The sequence below is a fragment of the Mycolicibacterium tokaiense genome, assembly GCF_010725885.1.
Lineage (GTDB): Bacteria > Actinomycetota > Actinomycetes > Mycobacteriales > Mycobacteriaceae > Mycobacterium > Mycobacterium tokaiense.
The window spans coordinates 4477353-4496789 of the sequence record NZ_AP022600.1; the positions used below are offsets into that span (position 1 = coordinate 4477353).

15 protein-coding genes are annotated in these 19437 nt (G+C 71.9%); 9 read left to right on the plus strand and 6 right to left on the minus strand.

Going from position 1 to position 19437, the window contains the following annotated elements:
* Nucleotides 1-19: 19 nt before the first annotated feature.
* Together G6N58_RS21900 and G6N58_RS21905 are read left to right on the plus strand one after the other, a co-directional pair.
* On the plus strand, nucleotides 20-712 hold the full coding sequence (locus G6N58_RS21900; protein ID WP_435406190.1) for a lysoplasmalogenase: 693 nt from the start codon (nucleotides 20-22) through the stop codon (nucleotides 710-712).
* Nucleotides 713-762: 50 nt separating this feature from the next.
* Entirely contained in the window at nucleotides 763-2712 is a 1950-nt protein-coding gene (locus G6N58_RS21905; RefSeq protein WP_115277297.1) for a primosomal protein N', read from the plus strand.
* On the opposite strand, the gene G6N58_RS21910 is transcribed toward G6N58_RS21905, so the two are convergent.
* Nucleotides 2667-5192, minus strand: a complete 2526-nt coding sequence (locus G6N58_RS21910; RefSeq protein WP_147289287.1) for an alpha/beta fold hydrolase — start codon at nucleotides 5190-5192, stop codon at nucleotides 2667-2669. The genes G6N58_RS21905 and G6N58_RS21910 overlap by 46 nt on opposite strands.
* A 157-nt stretch (nucleotides 5193-5349) precedes the next feature.
* Between G6N58_RS21910 and G6N58_RS21915 the strand changes: the two genes are divergently transcribed.
* Genes G6N58_RS21915 through G6N58_RS21945 form a run of 7 tightly spaced genes read left to right on the plus strand, consistent with a single transcriptional unit; the run spans nucleotide 5350 to nucleotide 12786 of the window.
* Nucleotides 5350-7164: a DUF2207 domain-containing protein gene (locus tag G6N58_RS21915; protein WP_115277295.1), complete on the plus strand. Its 1815-nt coding sequence runs from the start codon at nucleotides 5350-5352 to the stop codon at nucleotides 7162-7164.
* A complete protein-coding gene (locus tag G6N58_RS21920; protein WP_115277294.1) occupies nucleotides 7158-7694 on the plus strand; it encodes a LemA family protein in 537 nt (178 codons plus the stop codon). The genes G6N58_RS21915 and G6N58_RS21920 overlap by 7 nt, the downstream gene beginning before the upstream one ends.
* Nucleotides 7695-7716: 22 nt before the next feature.
* Nucleotides 7717-8646 carry a methionyl-tRNA formyltransferase gene (locus tag G6N58_RS21925; protein WP_115277293.1) on the plus strand — a complete coding sequence of 310 codons (930 nt, stop codon included), beginning with the start codon at nucleotides 7717-7719 and terminating at the stop codon, nucleotides 8644-8646.
* The gene (locus G6N58_RS21930) at nucleotides 8643-10070 is read left to right on the plus strand and encodes an RsmB/NOP family class I SAM-dependent RNA methyltransferase (RefSeq protein WP_068916670.1); all 1428 of its coding nucleotides are present in this window, start codon (nucleotides 8643-8645) and stop codon (nucleotides 10068-10070) included. Before G6N58_RS21925 ends, G6N58_RS21930 begins: the two co-directional genes overlap by 4 nt.
* A 1-nt stretch (nucleotide 10071) precedes the next feature.
* Nucleotides 10072-10764 carry a ribulose-phosphate 3-epimerase gene (gene rpe / locus G6N58_RS21935; protein ID WP_435406124.1) on the plus strand — a complete coding sequence of 231 codons (693 nt, stop codon included), beginning with the start codon at nucleotides 10072-10074 and terminating at the stop codon, nucleotides 10762-10764.
* A 23-nt stretch (nucleotides 10765-10787) separates the two neighbouring features.
* Nucleotides 10788-11774 (plus strand): bifunctional diaminohydroxyphosphoribosylaminopyrimidine deaminase/5-amino-6-(5-phosphoribosylamino)uracil reductase RibD, encoded by a 987-nt coding sequence (gene ribD, locus G6N58_RS21940; RefSeq protein WP_115277291.1) that lies wholly within the window; start codon nucleotides 10788-10790, stop codon nucleotides 11772-11774.
* Between the two features lie 34 nt (nucleotides 11775-11808).
* Complete coding sequence (locus G6N58_RS21945; RefSeq protein ID WP_115277290.1) at nucleotides 11809-12786, plus strand: endonuclease/exonuclease/phosphatase family protein; 978 nt, start codon at nucleotides 11809-11811, stop codon at nucleotides 12784-12786.
* Here the strand turns inward: G6N58_RS21945 and G6N58_RS21950 are convergent.
* Genes G6N58_RS21950 through G6N58_RS21970 form a run of 5 tightly spaced genes read right to left on the minus strand, consistent with a single transcriptional unit; the run spans nucleotide 12783 to nucleotide 19342 of the window.
* Nucleotides 12783-14984, minus strand: coding sequence for a hypothetical protein (locus G6N58_RS21950; RefSeq protein ID WP_174904639.1), 2202 nt, complete (start codon nucleotides 14982-14984; stop codon nucleotides 12783-12785). The genes G6N58_RS21945 and G6N58_RS21950 overlap by 4 nt on opposite strands.
* A complete protein-coding gene (locus G6N58_RS21955) occupies nucleotides 14984-16276 on the minus strand; it encodes a glycosyltransferase family 2 protein (RefSeq protein ID WP_435406123.1) in 1293 nt (430 codons plus the stop codon). The genes G6N58_RS21950 and G6N58_RS21955 overlap by 1 nt, the downstream gene beginning before the upstream one ends.
* Nucleotides 16273-17109 carry a glycoside hydrolase family 16 protein gene (locus tag G6N58_RS21960; protein WP_083231085.1) on the minus strand — a complete coding sequence of 279 codons (837 nt, stop codon included), beginning with the start codon at nucleotides 17107-17109 and terminating at the stop codon, nucleotides 16273-16275. Before G6N58_RS21960 ends, G6N58_RS21955 begins: the two co-directional genes overlap by 4 nt.
* Entirely contained in the window at nucleotides 17106-18071 is a 966-nt protein-coding gene (locus G6N58_RS21965) for a glycosyltransferase family 2 protein (RefSeq protein ID WP_115277288.1), read from the minus strand. Before G6N58_RS21965 ends, G6N58_RS21960 begins: the two co-directional genes overlap by 4 nt.
* Before the next feature lie 20 nt (nucleotides 18072-18091).
* On the minus strand, nucleotides 18092-19342 hold the full coding sequence (locus G6N58_RS21970; protein WP_147289286.1) for a hypothetical protein: 1251 nt from the start codon (nucleotides 19340-19342) through the stop codon (nucleotides 18092-18094).
* Nucleotides 19343-19437: the final 95 nt, after the last annotated feature.

Here is a 19437-nt window from a genome sequence, read left to right on the forward strand (position 1 = left end):
ACGCCGGAGCCGAACTCCGGTGTGGACCACCCGGCTGTGGGTGGTGGGCGCGCTGATCGGCGCCGGCTACGGCGTGTTCCTGCTGGTGGCCGCCGCGGGGTTGCCTGCGGGTGCCGACCTGACCGGCCAGTTCCCGGGTCAGCCGCTGGTCAAGGCGCTGATGGCGGTGCTGCTGGCTGTCGCGGCGGCATGGCTGCCCCGACCGCGCGAACGTCGCTGGCTGGTGGCGGCACTGCTGTTCTCCGCAGCGGGGGACTTCCTGCTGGCGATGCCGTGGTGGCCGCCGTCCTTCGTGGGCGGCCTGGGCGCTTTTCTGGTGGCGCACCTGTGTTTTCTGGCCGCGCTGGTGCCGCTGGCGGTGCTGACCGCCCCGCGGGTGGCAGCTTCGGTGCTGGTGCTGGCCGCCTGCTCGGCGCTGCTGGTCTGGTTCTGGCCCGCACTGGCCGAGCAGGGGCTGACGGTGCCCGTGGTGCTCTACATCGGAGTGCTGGGGGCGATGGTGTGCGCCGCCCTGCTGGCCGGGTTGCCGACACCGTGGACCGCAGTGGGCGCGCTGTGCTTCGCGGCGTCCGATGCGATGATCGGGATCAGCCAGTTCATCCGCGCCGATCAACTTCTGGGCGTGCCGATCTGGTGGGGGTACGCCGCCGCCCAGGTGCTGATCACCGCGGGCTTCTTCTTCGGGCGTAGGTCGGCGCCGGACCTCCAGTGACAACGCAGCGCCGGGCTGCCGAGTCGGCGCCCATCGCGAGGGTGCTCCCGATGCTGACGGTGCCCCACCTGGACCGCGAATTCGACTACCTGGTCTCCGAGGAGCAGTCCGACGAGGCGGTTCCCGGTGCGCGGGTGCGGATCCGGTTCAGCGGGCGGCTGGTCGACGGCTACCTGCTGGAGCGGCGTTTCGACACCGACCATGACGGCAAGCTGGGTTGGCTGGACCGGGTGGTCTCACCGGAGCCGGTGCTGACGCCCGACATTCGCCGGCTCGCCGACGCGGTGGCGGCGCGCTACGCCGGCACCCGCCCCGACGTGCTGCGGCTGGCCATCCCGCCGCGGCACGCCCGGGTGGAGAACGAAACACCCTCGCCGGCAGCGAAATTCGAGGTGCAGCCGCCGGATCCGGCGGCCTGGTCCCGGTATGAGCGCGGTGAGGGCTTCCTCGAGGCGCTGCAGCACGCCCGGGCCGCCCGCGCCGTCTGGCAGGCGCTGCCGGGCGAGCACTGGACCGAGCGCTTCGCCGAGGCCGCCGCGGCGACCGTGCGCGGCGGCCGCGGGGTGCTGGCGGTGGTGCCGGATCAGCGTGACGTCGACGCCCTGCACGGCGCGGTCGCGGCCCGCTGCGGACCGGACACCACGGTGGCGTTGGCCGCCGGACTGGGCCCGGCTGCCCGCTACCGGCGCTGGCTGGCTGCGCTGCGCGGCACGGCGCGGGTGGTGATCGGCACCCGCAGCGCGGTGTTCGCACCCGTGGCCGACCTGGGTCTGGTGCTCATGTGGGACGACGGTGACGACAACCTGGCCGAGCCCCGCTCGCCGTACCCGCACGCCAGGGAGGTGGCGATGCTGCGGGCACATCAGAGCGGGTGCGCGGCGATGATCGGCGGTTTCGCGCGCACCGCAGAAGCGCAGGCCCTGGTGCGCAGCGGATGGGCCCACGACCTGGTGCCCACCCGGACCGTGGTGCGGGCGCACGCCCCCAGGGTGGTGGCCCTGGACGACAGCGGTTTTGCCGAGGAACGCGACCCGGCCGCCCGCAGCGCCCGGCTGCCGTCGTTGGCCCTGCAGGCGGCCCGATCCGCTCTTGCCGCGGACCGTCCGGTGCTGATCCAGGTGCCGCGCCGCGGCTACATCCCGTCCCTGGCGTGCGGGCGGTGCCGGACCATCGCCCGCTGCAGGCACTGCACCGGGCCGCTGTCGCTCACCGGCCCCGCCGACCGGGGGACGGCGGTGTGCCGGTGGTGCGGCCGCGCCGAGACCGCCCTGCGGTGCGCACGGTGCGGCTCGGATGCCGTGCGCGCCACGGTGTTCGGAGCCCGGCGTACCGCCGAGGAACTGGGCCGGGCGTTCCCAGGTGTGCCGGTGCACACGTCATCGGGGGAGTCGATGCTCATCGCCGTCGAAGACTCCCCGGCGCTGGTGGTCGCCACGCCGGGCGCCGAACCCGCTGCGGCGCAGGGATTCGGCGCTGCCCTGCTGCTGGACAGCTGGGCGTTGCTCGGCCGTCAGGACCTCCGCGCCGCCGAGGACACGCTGCGCCGGTGGATGGGCGCCGCCGCGCTGGTACGCCCCCACGCCGACGGCGGCACCGTGGTGGTGGTCGCCGAATCGGCCATCCCCACCGTGCAGGCGCTGATCCGCTGGGATGCGGTGGGGCACGCCGAGGCCGAACTGGACGCGCGCGCCGAGGTGGGCCTGCCGCCGAGTGCGCACATGGCGGCTCTGGACGGCACCGCCGTCGCGGCCGATGCCCTGCTGGCCGAGGCGCAGCTGCCCGCCGGGGCCGAGGTGCTGGGGCCGGTGGAGCTACCGCCGGGGGTGCGCCGCCCGGCCGGGGCCGCCGACGACGCCGAGGTGATCCGGATGCTGGTCCGGGTGTCCCGCGGTGACGGGCTGGCGCTGGCCACCGCGCTGCGCCGCGCCATCGGGGTGCGCAGCGCCCAACGGGATCAGGAGCCGGTGCGGGTCCAGGTGGATCCGCTGCACATCGGCTGAGCCGACGGCCGCTCGCGGGCGGCCGCCACGACGTCGGCGACGGCCCCGACGTGGGGTTCGCGCACGATCGAATGGTGGTCGCAGTCCACCACGTCCAGGCTCAGGTCGCCGGGCAGGATCCGGCGCCACAGCCGGTGGTCGTCGCGGTTGAGGTGGCTCAGCAGCAGATGCGCCCGGCCGTGCCACGGCGTGGGCCGGTGGGCGTACCCGGTCATCATCCCGACCTCCTCGACGGCCAGGGTGCGGCGGGCGTACCGACCGACCAGCAGGCCGGCCAGTGGCACCCGCTTCTGCCGATCCCACCACAACGCGAAACCTCCTGCAGCATCAGCGTTTCCGAGTGTGACCGTGGCGTCCGGGAGCTCCGCGCGGGCATCCTTGGCCACCTTCGGCGACAGCCACGGGTCCAGCATGACCACCAGTTCCACATCGGCGCCTTCTGCCTCCAGCAGGTGGGCGACCTCCAGGGCGATGTGCGCGCCCAGCGAGTGTCCGATCAGCGTGTACGGCCCGTCGGGTTGGACCCGGCGTACATCGCGTAGATGCCGCCGGGCTGCGCGCCGCACCGACAGGTCGGGGATCTCGTGACGTTGCAAGCCTTTCGGTTCGAAGGCGTAGACGGCCTGCCCGGGTCCGACCCGCTGCGCCAGCGGTGCGAAGCACAGTGCCGAGGCGCCGGCGCCGGTGAAGCAGAACAGCGGCGCGGGGGAGGTGTCCGCCGACAGCGGGCGCAGCGCGACCGTGGTGGGCTGCAGCCCGGACACCGGGCGCCCGGTGGCGGTGATTCTGGCCGCGAATTCGGCGACGGTGGGCGCGGCCGCCAGATCGGTGGGCGCCACCACGATGGCGTGCGCCTCGCGCAGCGCCACGATCATCTGGACCACGGACATGGAGTCGCCGCCCAGGGCGTAGAAACTGTCGGTGCGGCCCACCCGGTCGACGTGCAGCACCTCGGCCCACACCCGGCTCACCAGCGACTCGTGGTGGGTGCGCGGCGCGGCGTAGGCCGGTCGGGTCGGCTGCGGCAAGGCGGCACGGTCGATCTTGCCGCGGTCGCCGCGGGGCAGGGCGGGCAGCACGACGAGGTGCGCCGGCACCATCCAGGGCGGCAGGTCGCGGTGCAACCGGGTGCGCAGTTCGGCCACCGACGGGGTCCGGGTGGTGGTACTCGGCGCCAGATACGCGATGAGGCCGGCCTGTTCGGGATCAGGCTTCACGACAGCCTCCCGGACGTCGGGGTAGGACAGCAGCGTGGTCTCGATCTCGGCCGGCTCCACCAGGTACCCGCGGATCTTGACGGTGCTGTCCGCCCGCCCGGACAGCACCAGGTTGCCGTCGGCATCCCACCGTCCGACGTCGCCGCCGGCGTAGGTGGTGGTGGCGTCGGGGTTCCTCACGAACGCCGCCGTCGCGGCGCGCGGGTCCAGGTACCCGCCGCCGAGGTGGCGGGAGGTGATGGTCACCGCCCCGTCCTCGTCGACGGCGATCGACTTGTGTGGCGCCGGGACACCGACGGGAACGACGCCGGCCGGCAGCGGCGCGGTGGGTGCGATGTCGTGGCTGGCGATGGCCAGGGTCTCGGTGGAGCCCGCCCAGTTGGTGAAGACCGCCTGCGGTGCCAGCTCCCGAGCCAGCTTGATGTGCCTGACGTGCGCGGCTTCCCCGGTCACCACGATGCGGCGCACCCGGGGCAAGGTGGTGCCGCGCGCGGCGGTGTGCAGCACGTCGATGAATGCCGGTGTGCAGGTGATGATCTCGGCGCCGGAGCTGCTGATGCGGCGCAGCGCCTCCGGGCCGGTGTGCTCCCGCGGATCGATGCCGATGACCTCCGCGCCGCCCAGCAGCGACCCGATCAGGACGTTGAGCCCGCCGGCGAAGCTGATCGGCATACACAACGCCACCCTGGCGCCGTCGGCCAGCCCGAACCGGTCGCCGAGCAGCTGGGCGTCGGCCAGCCAGAGGCCATGGGTGTGGCGCACCGCCTTGGGGGTCCCGGTGGAGCCGGAGGTGAACTGGATGCTGGTCACGTCGTCGGGCCCGAGCGCCGGCGCGGCTGTGGTCACGGGTGCCGGGTCGTCGCGGCAGGGGTCGATGCGCACCACATGGTGATCGTGGTCGGCGAGGATGGCGGCGATCGTGTCGACCCGGTTCGGCGGGGTGGCCGGATCCACCGTCACCACCGTGGTCCCGGCGGTGAACAGACCGAAGATGGCCGCCACCGTCGGTGCCACCATGGGCGCGTCCACCAGTGCGGCGGTGCGGGCGGGCAGCGGTCGCGCCCACTGGCGCACCGCGGCCAGCAACTGCCCATAGGTGACGTCACCGGTCGGCGTGCGTAGCGCGACCCGGTCCGGGCAGGTCAGTGCGGTGGTCTCGAAGTGGGCGGGCACCGAAGGGAACTCGATCGGGCGCGCGGGCGGTACCGGTGCCGGGCAGGTCATGAAAAGGGGACATCCCATCGCGATCGTGCGGTGCGTCACGCCCGAGAGGTTCCTCTCGAGGTTTGGGTAGGTTAACCTAACCTACTGGTGCGGGCAACTGGGACCCCGCCGCGCCGCCGCGAGTATGGCAACGCATCGTAGGCAGATCGGCCCGCTGCCCCTAGGGTGAGAGCCAGGACTGCAGACGGAGGCAGGCATGGGGTGGTTCTGGCGGGTACTACGATGGTCGATCCTGTTGGGGCTCATCGCATTCGCCGTTTTGTGGCCACTGGGTTTCGCGCCGTTCTCCGGCGGCGGCGGCGACGTGGTCGAGGACCTGGTGACGATCACCGACTACCAGGTGGACTACGTCGTCGACCGCGACGGCAACCTGGAGGCCGTCGAGACGATCACCGCGGACTTCCCCAGCGACCGGCACGGCCTGTTCCGGTACTGGGACGTCGCCAACCAGAACAGTCCCCATGTGCGGCAGCCGCCGGACGTCACGTCGATCACCCTCGATGGTCAACCCGCCGAGTATCAGATGCTTTGGGAGACGGGAAAACGGTTCCGGGTGGCCAAGATCGGCGATCCCGACCGGTACCTGACCCTCGGCCCGCACATCGTCGAGATCCGCTACCGCATCGCCGGCGTGCTGGACCCCGGTGGCACCGGAGCCGGAGCGCGATTCGCCAGCACCGACGGAGACCCCGACGCCGCGGCCTCGGTGTTCTACTGGAACGTCATCCCACCGGGCTGGAACAACCGGATCGAGCGGGCCCGCATCACCGTCAGCCTGCCCGGCCCCGTGCCCGGCGCCCAGTGCGCCGTCGGGATGGGGGCGGGCACCGACTGCGCCGGGCTCGACATCCGCGGGAACACCGTGACGATCGAGGCGACCGACCTGGCGCCGCGCACCCCGGTCACGGTGCGCGCCGGCGTCGACATCCCCACTCCGCCGCGCGCCGAGGTGCCGTGGCCGTTCCCGTGGGACCGGGTGCTCGGGCAGTCCGAGACCACGCTGGTGTGGGTGGGCGCCCTGACCGTGGCCGCAGCCGTGGCGGCCGTCGCCGTGTTCCGGACGACCGTTGAGAAAGAGCCGGGCTTCCCGCTGCAGTACGCCCCACCGGAGGGGGTGGGGCCGGTGCAGTTCGAGTACATCCGCACCGAGGCGGTGCCCAAGAACGGCCTGTCCGCCACGCTGTTCCACCTCGCCGAGCGCGGCCTGGTCGAACTGCACCAGGTGGGGGAGAGGAAGTGGGAGGTGCACGGCCGCGGTGAGGCGGGTGCCTGGGGGTCGGTGGACCCGGTGAGCGTCGCGGTGGGCTCGGCGCTGAAGGTGATGCGCCCGGGCCGGGAGTTCCGCGCGGACGGCACCGAGACCGCGGGCAAGAAGCTGTCCACCGCCAAGAAGGACATGACCGAGGCGGTGCAGACGTGGGCACGGGACTCCGGCCTGCTGGTCGCCCGGCGCGGTGAGCTATGGGTGCGGGCGGCCAACGCCGTGGCACTGGTGCTGACGATCTGTGCGGCGTTGCGCCTGGGCTTCCCCGGCACCGTCTGGGTGATCCCGTTCGCGGTGTTCTTCGTGCTCACCGCACGCTCCTGGCGCGCCGGGGTGGGCACCCGACGCACGCCGGCAGGCCGCGAACTGTGGTCGCGGGCAGGAGGTTTCCACCGCATGCTGGCCACCGACTCCGCCCAGGCGCGCTTCGACTTCGGTGCCAGGGCCGACCTCTACAGCGCCTACGTGCCCTACGCGGTGGCCGCGGGGGTGGCGGCGCTGTGGGCGCAGAAGTACCAGGCCGTGATGGGCGTGCCCGCGCCACTGCCACAGTGGTACCCCGTCAGCGATGGACACCAGAGCGTGATGAGCAGCTCCGGAGCAGGTTTCGACAGTTTCGAATCCGCCTTGTCGTCGTCGATCAGCGCCTACACCGCGTCGCAGTCCTCCAGCAGCAGCGGGGGCAGCAGCAGCGGCGGCGGTGGGGGCGGTGGTGGTGGTGGTGGAGGAGGAGGGGGTTCATGGTGACCTGGGTGCTGGTCGTGGTGCTGGCCATCGCGGTGGCGGTGCTGGTGGTGTTCGTCGCGGGCTACAACAAGCTGCGGGCCGCCGACGTCCGCGCCGACGAGGCGCTCGGCGGCATCGACGTCGAGCTGACCCGACGGGCCTCGCTGATTCCGGCTCTGGTGCACACCGTCACCACTTTCGCCGCCCATGAACAGGCGGTGCTGGACCGCGTCAGCGCCGCCCGGGCTGCGCTGGATTCCGCCACCGGCGGGACGTCGGTGGCGGCCCGCAGCGCCGCCGAGGCGCAACTGGACACCGCTGTGGGCCAGGTGCTGGCGCTGGGGCAGAGCTACCCGCAGCTGTCGTCGTCGGCCAATTTTCTGGATCTGCAACGCACCCTCACCGACACCGAGAACACCCTGGCCTTCGCCCGCCAGTACTACAACGACGCCGCGGCCACGGTGAACAGGCTGATCGGCACCATCCCCTGGATGTACGTCGCCAGCCGGGCCGGGGTGTCGCAGCGGGAGTACTACCAGACTCCGCGCTGAGCCGGTCTATAAACTGGCGCGAATGCGTCTCGTCTTCGCCGGTACCCCGGAACCCGCGCTCCCGGCGTTGCAACGGCTGATCGACTCACCGCGGCACGAGGTGGCCGCGGTGCTGACCCGTCCCGACGCGGTGTCCGGACGCCGCGGCACACCCACCCCGTCCCCGGTGGCGCAGCTGGCCGCCGACCACGGCATCACGGTGCTCAAGCCCACCCGCCCCAACTCGCCCGAGTTCGTCGCCGAACTGGCCGGCTATGAGCCGGACTGCTGCCCCGTGGTGGCTTACGGCGCCCTGCTGGGGGCCGGGCTGCTCGCGGTGCCGGCCCGGGGCTGGGTCAACCTGCATTTCTCGCTGCTGCCCGCCTGGCGCGGTGCCGCGCCGGTGCAGGCCGCCATCGCCGCCGGTGACGAGGTGACCGGTGCCACCACCTTCCAGATCGAACCCGACCTGGACTCCGGACCCGTCTACGGCGTGGTCACCGAGACCATCAAGGACACCGACACCGCCGGTGACCTCCTGGCCCGACTCGCCGAATCCGGCGCGGTGTTGCTGGCGTCCACCCTGGACGGCATCGCCGAGGACGCGCTGGTGCCGGTGCCGCAGCCGGCCGAGGGCATCAGCGTGGCGCCCAAGATCACCGTCGAGGCCGCCCGGGTGCGCTGGGAGCTGCCCGCACATGTGGTGGATCGCCAGATCCGCGCGGTGACGCCCAACCCCGGCGCGTGGACCATGCTGGGCGACATGCGGATCGGCATCGGACCGGTCACCCCGGTGGTCGACGATCTGGGTCTGGCGCCCGGGCAGCTGGCCGTGCAGAAGCGCCGGGTGCTGCTGGGCACCGGGTCCGCGCCGGTGGAACTCGGCACCGTGCGGGCGCCGGGGAAGAAGCCGATGAACGCCGCCGACTGGGCCCGCGGGGCGCGGCTCGACGAGCAGGTGCGCGCGTCATGAGCAACCATGACCGCTCGAATCGGGACCGTCCGAACCAGCAGCGCCGCCAACCTCCGCGGCGGCCGCAGAGCCGCCCGGCGCGCACTCCGCTGGACCCCGCGCGCCGCGCCGCCTTCGACGTGCTGCGTGCGGTCTCCGAGCGCGACGCCTACGCCAACCTGGCCCTGCCCGCGCTGCTGCGCGACCGCGGAATCACCGGCCGCGACGCCGCTTTCGCCACCGAACTGACCTACGGCGCCTGCCGCAGCCGCGGCCTGCTGGACGACGTGATCAGCGCCGCGGCCGGGCGGCCGGTGAGCGACATCGACCCGGTGCTGCTGGACCTCCTGCGCCTCGGCGCCTATCAGCTGCTGCGCACCCGGGTGGAACCGCACGCCGCGCTGTCCACCACCGTCGACCAGGCGGGTATCGAATTCGACAGTGCGCGTGCCGGTTTCGTCAACGGAGTGTTGCGCACCATCTCCCGTCGCGACGAGGCGAGTTGGGTGGCGGAGCTGGCGCCGCCGCAAAGCACCGACCCGGTGGGGCATCTGGCGTTCACCCATGCCCACCCGCGCTGGATCGCCCAGGCGTTCACCGATGCCCTCGGCGCCCGCGCCGGCGAGCTCGATGCCCTGCTGCGCAGCGACGACGAACGCCCCACGGTGCACCTGGCGGCGCGCCCGGGGCTCCTGACGGCCGACGAGCTGGCCGCCGCCGTCGACGGCGAGGTGGGGCGGTACTCGCCGTATGCCGTCTACCTGCCCGGCGGTGACCCCGGCGCGCTGGAGCCGGTGCGCCGCGGCCAGGCCCTGGTCCAGGACGAAGGCAGCCAGTTGGTCGCCCGCGCCCTCACCCTGGCCCCGCTGGAGGGCCCCGACACCGGCCGGTGGCTGGACCTGTGCGCGGGCCCCGGTGGCAAGACCGCGATGCTGGGCGCCCTGGCGGGGCAGAACGCGACGGTGACGGCCGTGGAACCGGCACCGCGGCGTGCAGAGCTGGTGGAGCAGAACGCCGCCGGGTTGCCGGTGACGGTGCTGCGGGTCGACGGCCGCGAATCCGGCCTGGAGCCCGGCTTCGACCGGGTGCTGGTCGACGCCCCCTGTACCGGGCTCGGCGCGTTGCGCCGCCGCCCCGAAGCACGCTGGCGGCGCACCCAGTCCGACGTGCCCGAGCTGGTCAAACTCCAGCGTCAGCTGCTGGCCGCGGCGATCGCGCTGACCCGGCCGGGTGGAGTGGTGCTGTACGCGACGTGCTCGCCGCACCTGGCCGAGACCGCGGGTGTGGTGGCTGATGCGCTGCGCAGGCAGCCGGTGACCGCGCTGGACACCCGGCCGCTGTTCGCCCCCGCCGACGACCTGGGCGACGGGCCGTACGTGCAGTTGTGGCCGCACCGACACGGGACCGACGCCATGTTCGCCGCCGCCCTGCGCAAAGATGTCTGAGGTGACCAGCTTGCCGAATCTCCGGAATCCCCTGATTGCACCGTCGATCCTGGCCGCCGATTTCGCCCGGCTGGCCGACGAGATGGCGGCCATCGAGGGCGCGGACTGGGTGCACGTGGACGTGATGGACGCGCACTTCGTGCCCAACCTCACCCTGGGGTTGCCCGTGGTGCAGAGCCTGCTGGCCGCCACCGACATCCCGATGGACTGCCATCTGATGATCGAGGACCCCGCCCGGTGGGCGCCGCCGTACGCCGAGGCCGGCGCCTACAACGTGACATTCCATGCCGAGGCCACCGATGATCCCATCTCGGTGGCCCGTGACATCCGCGCGGCCGGCGCCAGGGCGGGCCTGTCGATCAAGCCGGGCACGCCGATCGAGCCCTACCTGGAGATCCTGCGGGACTTCGACACCCTGCTGGTGATGTCGGTGGAGCCCGGCTTCGGCGGGCAGAGCTTCATCCCCGAGGTGCTGGCCAAGGTGGGCACCGCCCGCAGGCTGGTGGACTCCGGGGAGCTGACCGTCGTCGTCGAGATCGACGGCGGCATCAGTGCCGACACCATCGAGATGGCGGCCGAAGCCGGCGTGGACTGCTTCGTCGCGGGTTCTGCCGTCTACGGCGCCGACGACCCCGCCGCAGCGGTCGCAGCCCTGCGCCGCGCCGCTGCGGCCGCCTCGCCGCACCTCGGGTGAGTACGGACGCCGTCGGGCAGGCGATGACGCTGGCGGTCGACGCCGCCCGGCACGTCAAAGGTGCCACCTACCCGAACCCGCCGGTGGGTGCGGTGATCCTGGACCGCGACGGCGTGGTGGCCGGGGTGGGCGGCACCGAACCCGCAGGCGGCGCCCACGCCGAGGTGGTGGCGTTGCGGGCCGCCGGCAGCCGCGCCGAGGGCGGCACGGCGGTGGTCACCCTGGAGCCGTGCAACCACCATGGCCGTACCCCGCCGTGCGTGGATGCCCTGCTGGCCGCCGGGGTCTCGGCGGTGGTGTTCGCCGTTGCGGACCCCAATCCGGTGGCCGCGGGCGGCGCCGACCGGTTGCGGGCCGCCGGGGTACAGGTGCACGCCGGTGTCGAGGCGCTCGCAGTCGAAACCGGGCCGCTGCGGGAATGGCTGCACCGTCAGCGCACCGGCCGCCCGCACATCACCTGGAAGTACGCCGCCAGCCTGGACGGCAGGAGCGCGGCCGCGGACCGGTCCAGCAAGTGGATCACCGGTGAGCAGGCGCGCGCCGACGTGCACCGCCGCCGGGCCGCCGCGGACGCCATCGTGGTGGGCACCGGAACGGTGTTCGCCGACGACCCCACCCTGACGGCCCGGCTGCCCGACGGTGCGCCGGCCGACCACCAGCCGCTGCGGGTGGTGGTCGGCGTCCGCGAGATCTCCCCGGACGCCAACGTCCTCAACGACGACTCGCACACCATGGTGATCCGCACCCACGATGTGCACGAGGTGATCCGCGCGCTGGGCGACCGGACCGACGTCATGGTCGAGGGCGGGCCCACCCTGGCGTCGGCGTTCCTGCGGGCCGGGGTGGTGGACCGGATCCTGGCCTACGTCGCGCCGGTGCTCCTCGGCGGGCCGATGACCGCGCTCGGCGACATCGGGGTGCCCACCATCGCCCGGGCGCAGCGGTGGCGGTTCGAGGGCGTGACCGCGCTGGGGCCGGATCTGCTGCTGTCGCTGGTGCCCGAGGGCTGAGCACCCCCGCCACAACCCGTGTCACCATGGAGGGGTGAGGTGGTCACGGTGGGCGTCCGGCGTGCTGGGTGGCACCCTGCTGGCCGCGGGCATCGCCGGTGTCACAGCACATTTCATCGATCCCGTCAGTGACACCGCGACCATCGTCGCGGCCTTCACCCCCGTGCTGGTGCCGGCTGCGTTGATCGCCTCGGTGGTGTTCGCCGTGGGCAGACGGTGGTGGGCGGCCGGGCTGGCGGTGGTGGTGACTGCGGTGGGGCTGTGGTCGCAGGCTCCGCTGTACCGCGCCGACACCGCACACGCCGCCGGGGTGGAGCAACCGAGCGTACGCATCCTGCAGGCCAATATCATGCTGGGACAAGCAGATCCGGGTGCGCTGGTGTCCACGGTGCGGGACCGGTCGGTGGACGTCCTGACCGTGATCGAGCTCACCGATGCCGCGGTCGCCGGCCTCGATGACGCGGGGCTGCGTGAGCAGTTGCCGTACGCGGTGACGTTTCCGCGCTTCGGCGGCGGCGGTGCGGGCATCTTCTCGCGATATCCGCTGCGCTCGGGTGAGCTGTTGAATGGGTTCGCGCTGAACAACATCCGTGCGGAGATGACCGTGCCCGAAGCCGCCCCCCTGGCGGTGTACGCGCTGCACCCCATCCCGCCGTTTCCCGAGCCGTCCTGGAAATGGGCCGCAGAACTGGAGCACCTGCAGGCGCTGCTCGGCGATGAATCGGAGGACATACTCATCGGCGCGGACTTCAACTCGACGTTCGACCACAAACGTTTCCGTGACCTGCTCGCCGGTTCCGGTTCCGCCGGCTCGCCCGAGCTGCTCGACGCCGCCGAGCAGGTGGGCGCCGGCATCGTCGCCACCTACCCGGCGGGACGGCGGATCCCGCCGGTGCTGGCCATCGACCGCATCCTGGCCCGGGGAGCCAGTCCGGTCTCCTTCGCCAGGGTGGACCTACCCGGCTCCGACCACTACGGCGTGGTCGGCGAGGTTCGGCTGGATCAGCGCTAGTTGCCGCCCCATCGGGTACCGCCGAGGGCGCCGTCGCCGGGATTGATCTCGTCTTCCTGCAGTGCCTTGGCTCCCGGGTAGCGATAGACCACCGTCTGTCCGTCGCGGTGGATCTGCTCCCAGTTGGGTGCGGTGTTCAGGAACTGCTGGAACTTCTCGATCGAGTCGTCCGGATACTCCTGGTAGTAGTGCAGGGCAGTGTTGGACTGCTCGCTGAACACGACGTAGGTGGGGAACGTGTTGTTCTCCACCGACCACTGGAAGGCACCGGCCTGGTCCGCGGTGGGGAACGTGGATCTGTCCTGGGGCATGTCGGCGTTCAGCGGCTGATCGAAGTAGGGATCCTGCAGCGTCTGCGCGGCGTAGTGGTCGTTGAGCCGGGTGGGCATACCGCCCGGTTGCATCATGATGATGCGGGTGCCGGGTTCGATCTGCGCGGTCAGCTGGTCCATGTAGTCGACCTGACTGCGCGTCTCGAGCACCATGGGCCACAGCGCCACATACGCGTGCAGGCCGGCCAGCGACGTGACCGTCACCCACACCCAGGCCAGCAGCGGGCCGCGGCGGGCGGCCCCCGCCCGGTGCCGGATGTTGCGGGACCGGTTGAGCGCGACGGTGATCGCCGGGGCGATCAGCAGCCCGCACCCGAGCAGCCCGTACAGATACACCCGGAAGATCGCCTCGCCGCCATAGCTCTGTCCGAGCAGCAGCGCCACCGGCGAGAACGCCAGTAGTGCCGGCGCCAGCGCGGGCCGGCCGCGGCGGCGCAACCAGAGGGCGCACGCGGCGGCGCTGACGAAGATGACCGCGGACAGCCCGCGGCACACCCCGGAGGTGAACACCTTTTCGATGGTGCCCACCGCCGCGACGTTGCTGGACGCGTTGTCCAGGGGGTTACCACCGGACAGGATGCCGTAGGGGGCCACCGCGTCGAAGTTCACCACCAGATAAGCGCCCGCGATCACCGCCATCGCACCCACGGCCCACCACGGCCGGGCCCGCCTGGTGACCACCAGCAACCCGGCGGTGAACAGCAGCCAGAACGGCGTGAGCTGGTGGCTGGGCACGATGGCCGCGAACGGAATCACCGCCAGCACACCGGCGGTGCGGCTGGTCGGCGACGCCAGCAGCAGCGCCAGCACCCCGTAGGCCAATACCACCGCCCAGGACTGCGGGGAGAAATAGTCCTGCCCCACCCAGTTCGCGATCTCCACCACGTACGCCGCGGCCAGCGCAGTCCGCCTGCTGTACCTCAGGATTCGCGCCGCGGAGAACACCGTCAGCGCGATCAGGACGTGGATGGCGGGCGTGATCACGTGGGCCAGCGCGATGGGCGCCAGGCCGGTCAGATCGCAGAACCAGGCGGCGACGACAAAAAACGACGGCCACTGCGCGTAGATGTCGGTGCCGTCGGGGGTGATGGCGTTGTGCGTCAGGATGTAATCCGTCACCGCGATGTGCTTGTAGGCCCAGTCGTAGAGCGGAACCTCGGTGGCCAGCGTGGTGGTCAGCCGGGAGATGACGATGGCAGCACCCAGCGCGGCGACCGCGGTGCCCAGCATCCGGCGGCGCAGCGCGAGCAGGAAACCGGTGGAGCACAACACGAGTGTGACGGCCAGCAGCGGCCCGGTGCCGGAGAAGAGCAACCCCAGGAACCCGGCGTCCAGCCCAGGCAGCCCGGGCAGGGCAGCCGCCCAGATCACCAGGGCGAGTGCCACCAGGATCACCGCGGGTTGGCGCACCACCCCACTCACCGACACCCCGGGGCTCGGCAGGCGCAGACGGTGACGCTCCGGCCAGCCGTGGCGCGAGTACCACAGGCCGCTGCCGGCCGCCACGGCCGCCGCGCCGACGACCAGGAGGGCGTGGGGGTGCCACAGCGAGGCCCAGATGGCGCCGGTGGTCACGATGGTGGTCAGGGCCATGCCCAGCACGGGCACGGCAGCCAGTCGGGCGCGTGGCGGGATGTGCACCCAGCTGAGCAGGGCCGCGCCGGGGCCCAGCAGGATGAACGCGGTCAGTAGCAGCGCCCGCGCCGCGGCGGGAAGCGGCAGCAGCGCCAGAAAGCCGGCCGCCGCGCCCGCGGCGGCGATGTCGGCGGGCCGCGCACCCAGGCTGACGCGCGCAGCGGTGGGGGAGGGACGCGTTGGTGCGGCAACTGCGGACGCCTCGGTGTCATCTCCGACGAGTGGTTGCATCATCGCTCCAGGAGGGGAGTGGGCTCCACAACGGGACTCGGCTCCAGAAGGGGAGTCGCCCGGCGGCCTTGGCGCCGGCCCTGCCACAGCGCCAACGGTCCGCCGAGGACGGCAAAGACCTCATGGCGTCCGACCTCTTTGGGGATCTCGTCACCGAAATCCCGCGCGTGGGCCGCGATCGCGCCGTAGTCGGCGCCGCGGGCCAGCACCGAACGGAAGCGGCGACGCACGACGCGCAGGGCGAGGCGGCGGTGCTCACGGTGCAGGAACACCTTGGTCAGCCAGGCGCCCAGACCCAGGCCGTAGCCGCGGGCCTGGGTCAGCAGGGCGGCGCTGTCGCTGCGGTGGCGGTGCCACACGATGGCCGACGGCTCGTTGACCAGGGTGTCCCCGGCGGCCAGCACCCGGAAGAAGAGGTCGAGATCCTCCCCGCCGCAGGTTTTGGTCCCCACCCCCAGGGCCTCGTCAAAGCCACCCAGCTCCACCAACCGGCTGCGGCGGACGGCGAAATTGGCGCCGGTGCCGCACTTGCCGACCTGGAAGGGAAACAGAGGGTGGTCTGCCGGCGGGTTCTGGGTCGAGTACACCCGGGGTTCGATGGTGTCCGCCCAGGGCACCCGTTGATCGAAGTAGCCCTGCGCGGCGGTGCGCAGTTCGCCGCTGGGCACCATGCCGCAGACACAGGTCACGTTGTCCCCGCGGGTGAATCCGCGGGCGATGCCTTGCAACCACTGTGGGTCCACCACCACGTCGTCGTCGGTGAACGCCACGATCTCGTGTGTGGCGCTGAGCAATCCGGTATTCCTGGCGTTCGACAACCCGGGGGTGGGCTCCAGCACCCGCCGGATCCGGGAATCATCGCAGGCCGCCACGACCGCGGCGGTGGCGTCGGTGGCGGGGGCGTTGTCCACCACCACCACCTCGAAGTCCGCGTAGTCCAGCGCCCGGATCGAGGCCAGCGCACGCTCCAGATGCTCGGGGCGGTCCCGCGTGCACAACACCACCGAGACCGGCGGGTGCGGAACGGCATCCGACGCAGCCCGGCGATCGGGGACCTCGACGGTGACGGTGCCGTCGACGATGTCGGCGTCGACGAAGGTGACCGGGCTGCCGGCGCTGCGCAACAGCAACCGGGCGCGCCGGTAACCCTCGGCCTGCTCGGGGGTCACCGTCACTGTGCTGATGGAATCCGGGACGTCATCGAGGTCGATCATCGAGACCCACTGTGCGCCGGGCCAGACCGGAGGCTCGGTCAGCGGCATCGCAGGTGGGATCGAGCGGGTGGGACTCACAGCTTGCGCACCCGGACCCAATCCACCAGCATCTCTGCCGGGTTCGGCGTCGAGGCGTCCGTGGGGCCTGGCCAGTTGCCGCCCACCGCCAGGTTCAGCAGCAGATGGAACGGTTTGTCGAATACCCATCGCGCATTTCCTTGCAGGTCAGCGGGAGTCACGGTGAACAACGTGATGCCGTCGATACCGGTCACGATTTTCCCCGGGGTGCGCTCCACCCAGTAGGTGTGGAACTCGCCGAACAGCGGCACCGGGGACGGCCCGCCGGCCGAAACCTCTTGTCCGCGTGGGCTTCCGTCAGCAGGAGCGTGCACGCCGGTGTGGAAGTCCGGCACGTCGTTGATGGTCTCGATGACGTCGATCTCACCGGATTCCGGCCAGCCCACCTGGTCCACGTCGGAGCCCAGCAGCCAGAACGCCGGGTGCAGTCCGCGCCCGCCGGGCAGGGAGATGCGGGCCTCGGCGCGGCCGTAGGTGAAGGAGAACGAGTCGTGCGTGGTGATCCGCGCGGAGGTGACCGCACCGTTGGGTGCGGTGCGGGCGCTGATGACCAGGTGGCCCTGGCCGTCCTGGCGCACGTTGTCCGAGGCGGCGGTGTAGGTCTGGACCTCGTTGTTGCCCCAGCCGCCGGCACCGGCGTCGATCTCCCAGGGCCCGCCGGGAGGGGATCCGTCGGGGCCGTTGAAGTCGGTCTCGAACAGCATGTTCGGGTCCGGGGCGGGCTCGGCGTACCCGGGGCCGGCGCATCCGGTGCTGAGCACCAGGGCGGTGATCGCACCGACCACCAACGCCCGCAGCGGGGTTGCAGAGGTACGTGCTGATGAGAGCTTCATGCTCGGGTGTCCCTTCCGGCACGGCGCGCCCATGCCTGTTGTACGGCCCCGACGATGAATCCTGTTGCGGTGGCCGCGAATCCGGCCAGCAGCGCCGCGGCGCGGCGCGGGTTGGCGCGGGCATGCCACAAGCCCGTGGGCAGAATCTCGGTGGTGTAGGTGCGTTCACTCGACAACGCGGCCGAGGGCCCGCTGAGGCGGGACAGCACGGCTTTGGACCCACCCTCGTGGTAACAGCGACGCAGGAAGTAGGCGAACGTGGTGCGGTCGGCCGGAACGTGGTGTGCAACACGGAAACCGGTGTCGCGCACGATCCGCAGGTGCGGGAACTCCCGGCCCAGCGCCACGCCCATCAGGGTCTCCTCGCACCCGGCCGGCAGGGTGCCCACCCGGCCCAGCTCCGGGGAGAACCCGTTGATGCTCGACAACGCGTCCTTGCGGACCGCCATCGCCGCACCGATCGGATTGCGGATCGGCGCGCCGTCGGCGGGCAGGCCGCGGTAGTCGCAGCCCACCACCCAACCGAATTCCGGGGGAAACCATCCGGGTGCGCGGCCGGCCTGCCAGGCGGGTTCCACGCCACCGCCGAGCGCCACCACGTCGTCACCGGAGAACACCTCGCGGATGCGGTGCAGGGACCCGTCGTGCAGCACTGCGTCGTCGTCGAGGAACACCACCACGTCCCCGGGCGCCCAGCTCAGGCCGGTGTTCCGACCGCCCGACAGGCCGCGCTCGAAGCTGTTGGACAGCACGGTGATCCGGTTGTCGAGGGTGACGCTGAGGTCGGCCTGCAGGGCGGCGTTGTGGTCGACGACCACCACCACGTGTTCACCCGGCAGCAGTTGATCCAGCGCGGCCCGCGCGGCGGCGATGGTCTGGGCGCGCCGCCGATCGGTGAAACAGCAGATGACCACGGTCAGTGACGTGGTGGGCGGGGCGTCGACGGCGAGTGGTTCGGACACGAGTGGGGCTCCCGACGTCGCTAGATCACGGCCAGTGAATCGGTGGCGGCACCCTCGGCGATCGAGTCCAGGGCGGCGCGGACCTTGGCGGGGTCGATGGCGCTGCGGTGGAACTCGGCGGTGAACCACAGGTTGTTCATCGTCGTGACCGAGGTGACGGTGATGGAGTTGAGGTCGGCCGGATCGCTGGCCACCAGCATCCTGGCCTGCGCCGGATCGCGAAACGGCCACTGGCCTTTCCTCGGCAGCACTCCCACGCTGGAGTGCAGCAGGTGGACGGGACCCGTGGGCGATGCGGCGGGTTCGTCGCCGCCGCCGCGCAGAAGCTCGCGACGGGTCATCAGGGTGCCGATCAGCAGGTTGGCGACCGGACGGCCGGAGCGCGCAGCAGCGGTCATGGCCTCCTGCAGTGCCGCGGGGCCTTTCGTGGGTTCGATGCGGAAGTCCAGCCCGGCGGAGAAGGTGGCCAGGGTGTCGCGGCCCTCGGGCAGGTAGCGGCGCGCATCAAAAGGCAGCTTGACCACCGTGCTCATCGGCACACCTGCGTCGGCCAGCGCTCGCCACAGTGCGTGGGTGAACAGCGACACCAGGCTGACGCCGGGCAGCTGGGCGTCGCGGTAGCGGCGCACGCGTGCCACGGTCTCGGCGGGCAGCCCGACGGCCAGGGTGGTCGGCGCGGGCGAGGCGGGTGGGCCGGTCGCGGGCTCGACCGCCGGCCGGTCGTTGCGGGCGGCGGCCAGGGCGAGGGCTCTGCGCGGGTCGAGGGCGAAGGTGCGCAGCGCCGCGACGAGCAGCGGCGACAGACGGTGCCGGTAGCGCGCCCACATCTCGGGATCCGTGGGATCGGCGTTTCCCAGCAGCGAATCCACCAGCGAATTGATCATCAGGACCTCGCCGAGGCCGTGGCTGAAGTCGATGGCCAGGTAATCGCCGGCGGTGATGATCTGCATGCCGCGCTGGTCGTGGGTGGTTCTGACCCTGGCTGCCAGCACTGCGGGGTCCTCGCCGGGCCCAAGCGGGGCGGTCTCGAGCACCGCGGCCCGGCCCTCGGGCGCCACCGACCACCGGGTGCTCGTGGTCGACGGGTGCAGCGGCAGGCGGGTGATCGCCCCGTGCGCCGCCATCGCGCGGAAGCGGTCGTCCAGCACCGCGACCGGGGGGAGGTCGAAGGGCCCCACGATCGCGATGGAGCGGCGTCGACTGTGCGCGACGTCGAGCGCAGCCACCCGCACAGTCGCGTCCGAGGGCGCAGATTCGGCCAACCTTGTCATAGGAGGCCCACTGTAGCAAAGTCGAATTCAAAATCGCGTAACGCTGTGGCTAGGTGAGACGAGGATCATTTTGCCACTTACGACAATTTTGGCAA

Bases quoted from the DNA above. Each gene is read 5' to 3' on its own strand.
- ribD (WP_115277291.1), top strand. From the start codon at position 10,788: ATGACGCTGGCGGTCGACGCCGCCCGGCACGTCAAAGGTGCCACCTAC.
- G6N58_RS21920 (WP_115277294.1), top strand. From the start codon at position 7,158: ATGGTGACCTGGGTGCTGGTCGTGGTGCTGGCCATCGCGGTGGCGGTG.
- G6N58_RS21915 (WP_115277295.1), top strand. From the start codon at position 5,350: ATGGGGTGGTTCTGGCGGGTACTACGATGGTCGATCCTGTTGGGGCTC.
- G6N58_RS21950 (WP_174904639.1), bottom strand. From the start codon at position 14,984: ATGCAACCACTCGTCGGAGATGACACCGAGGCGTCCGCAGTTGCCGCA.
- G6N58_RS21925 (WP_115277293.1), top strand. From the start codon at position 7,717: ATGCGTCTCGTCTTCGCCGGTACCCCGGAACCCGCGCTCCCGGCGTTG.
- G6N58_RS21970 (WP_147289286.1), bottom strand. From the start codon at position 19,342: ATGACAAGGTTGGCCGAATCTGCGCCCTCGGACGCGACTGTGCGGGTG.
- G6N58_RS21905 (WP_115277297.1), top strand. From the start codon at position 763: ATGCTGACGGTGCCCCACCTGGACCGCGAATTCGACTACCTGGTCTCC.
- G6N58_RS21930 (WP_068916670.1), top strand. From the start codon at position 8,643: ATGAGCAACCATGACCGCTCGAATCGGGACCGTCCGAACCAGCAGCGC.
- G6N58_RS21960 (WP_083231085.1), bottom strand. From the start codon at position 17,109: ATGAAGCTCTCATCAGCACGTACCTCTGCAACCCCGCTGCGGGCGTTG.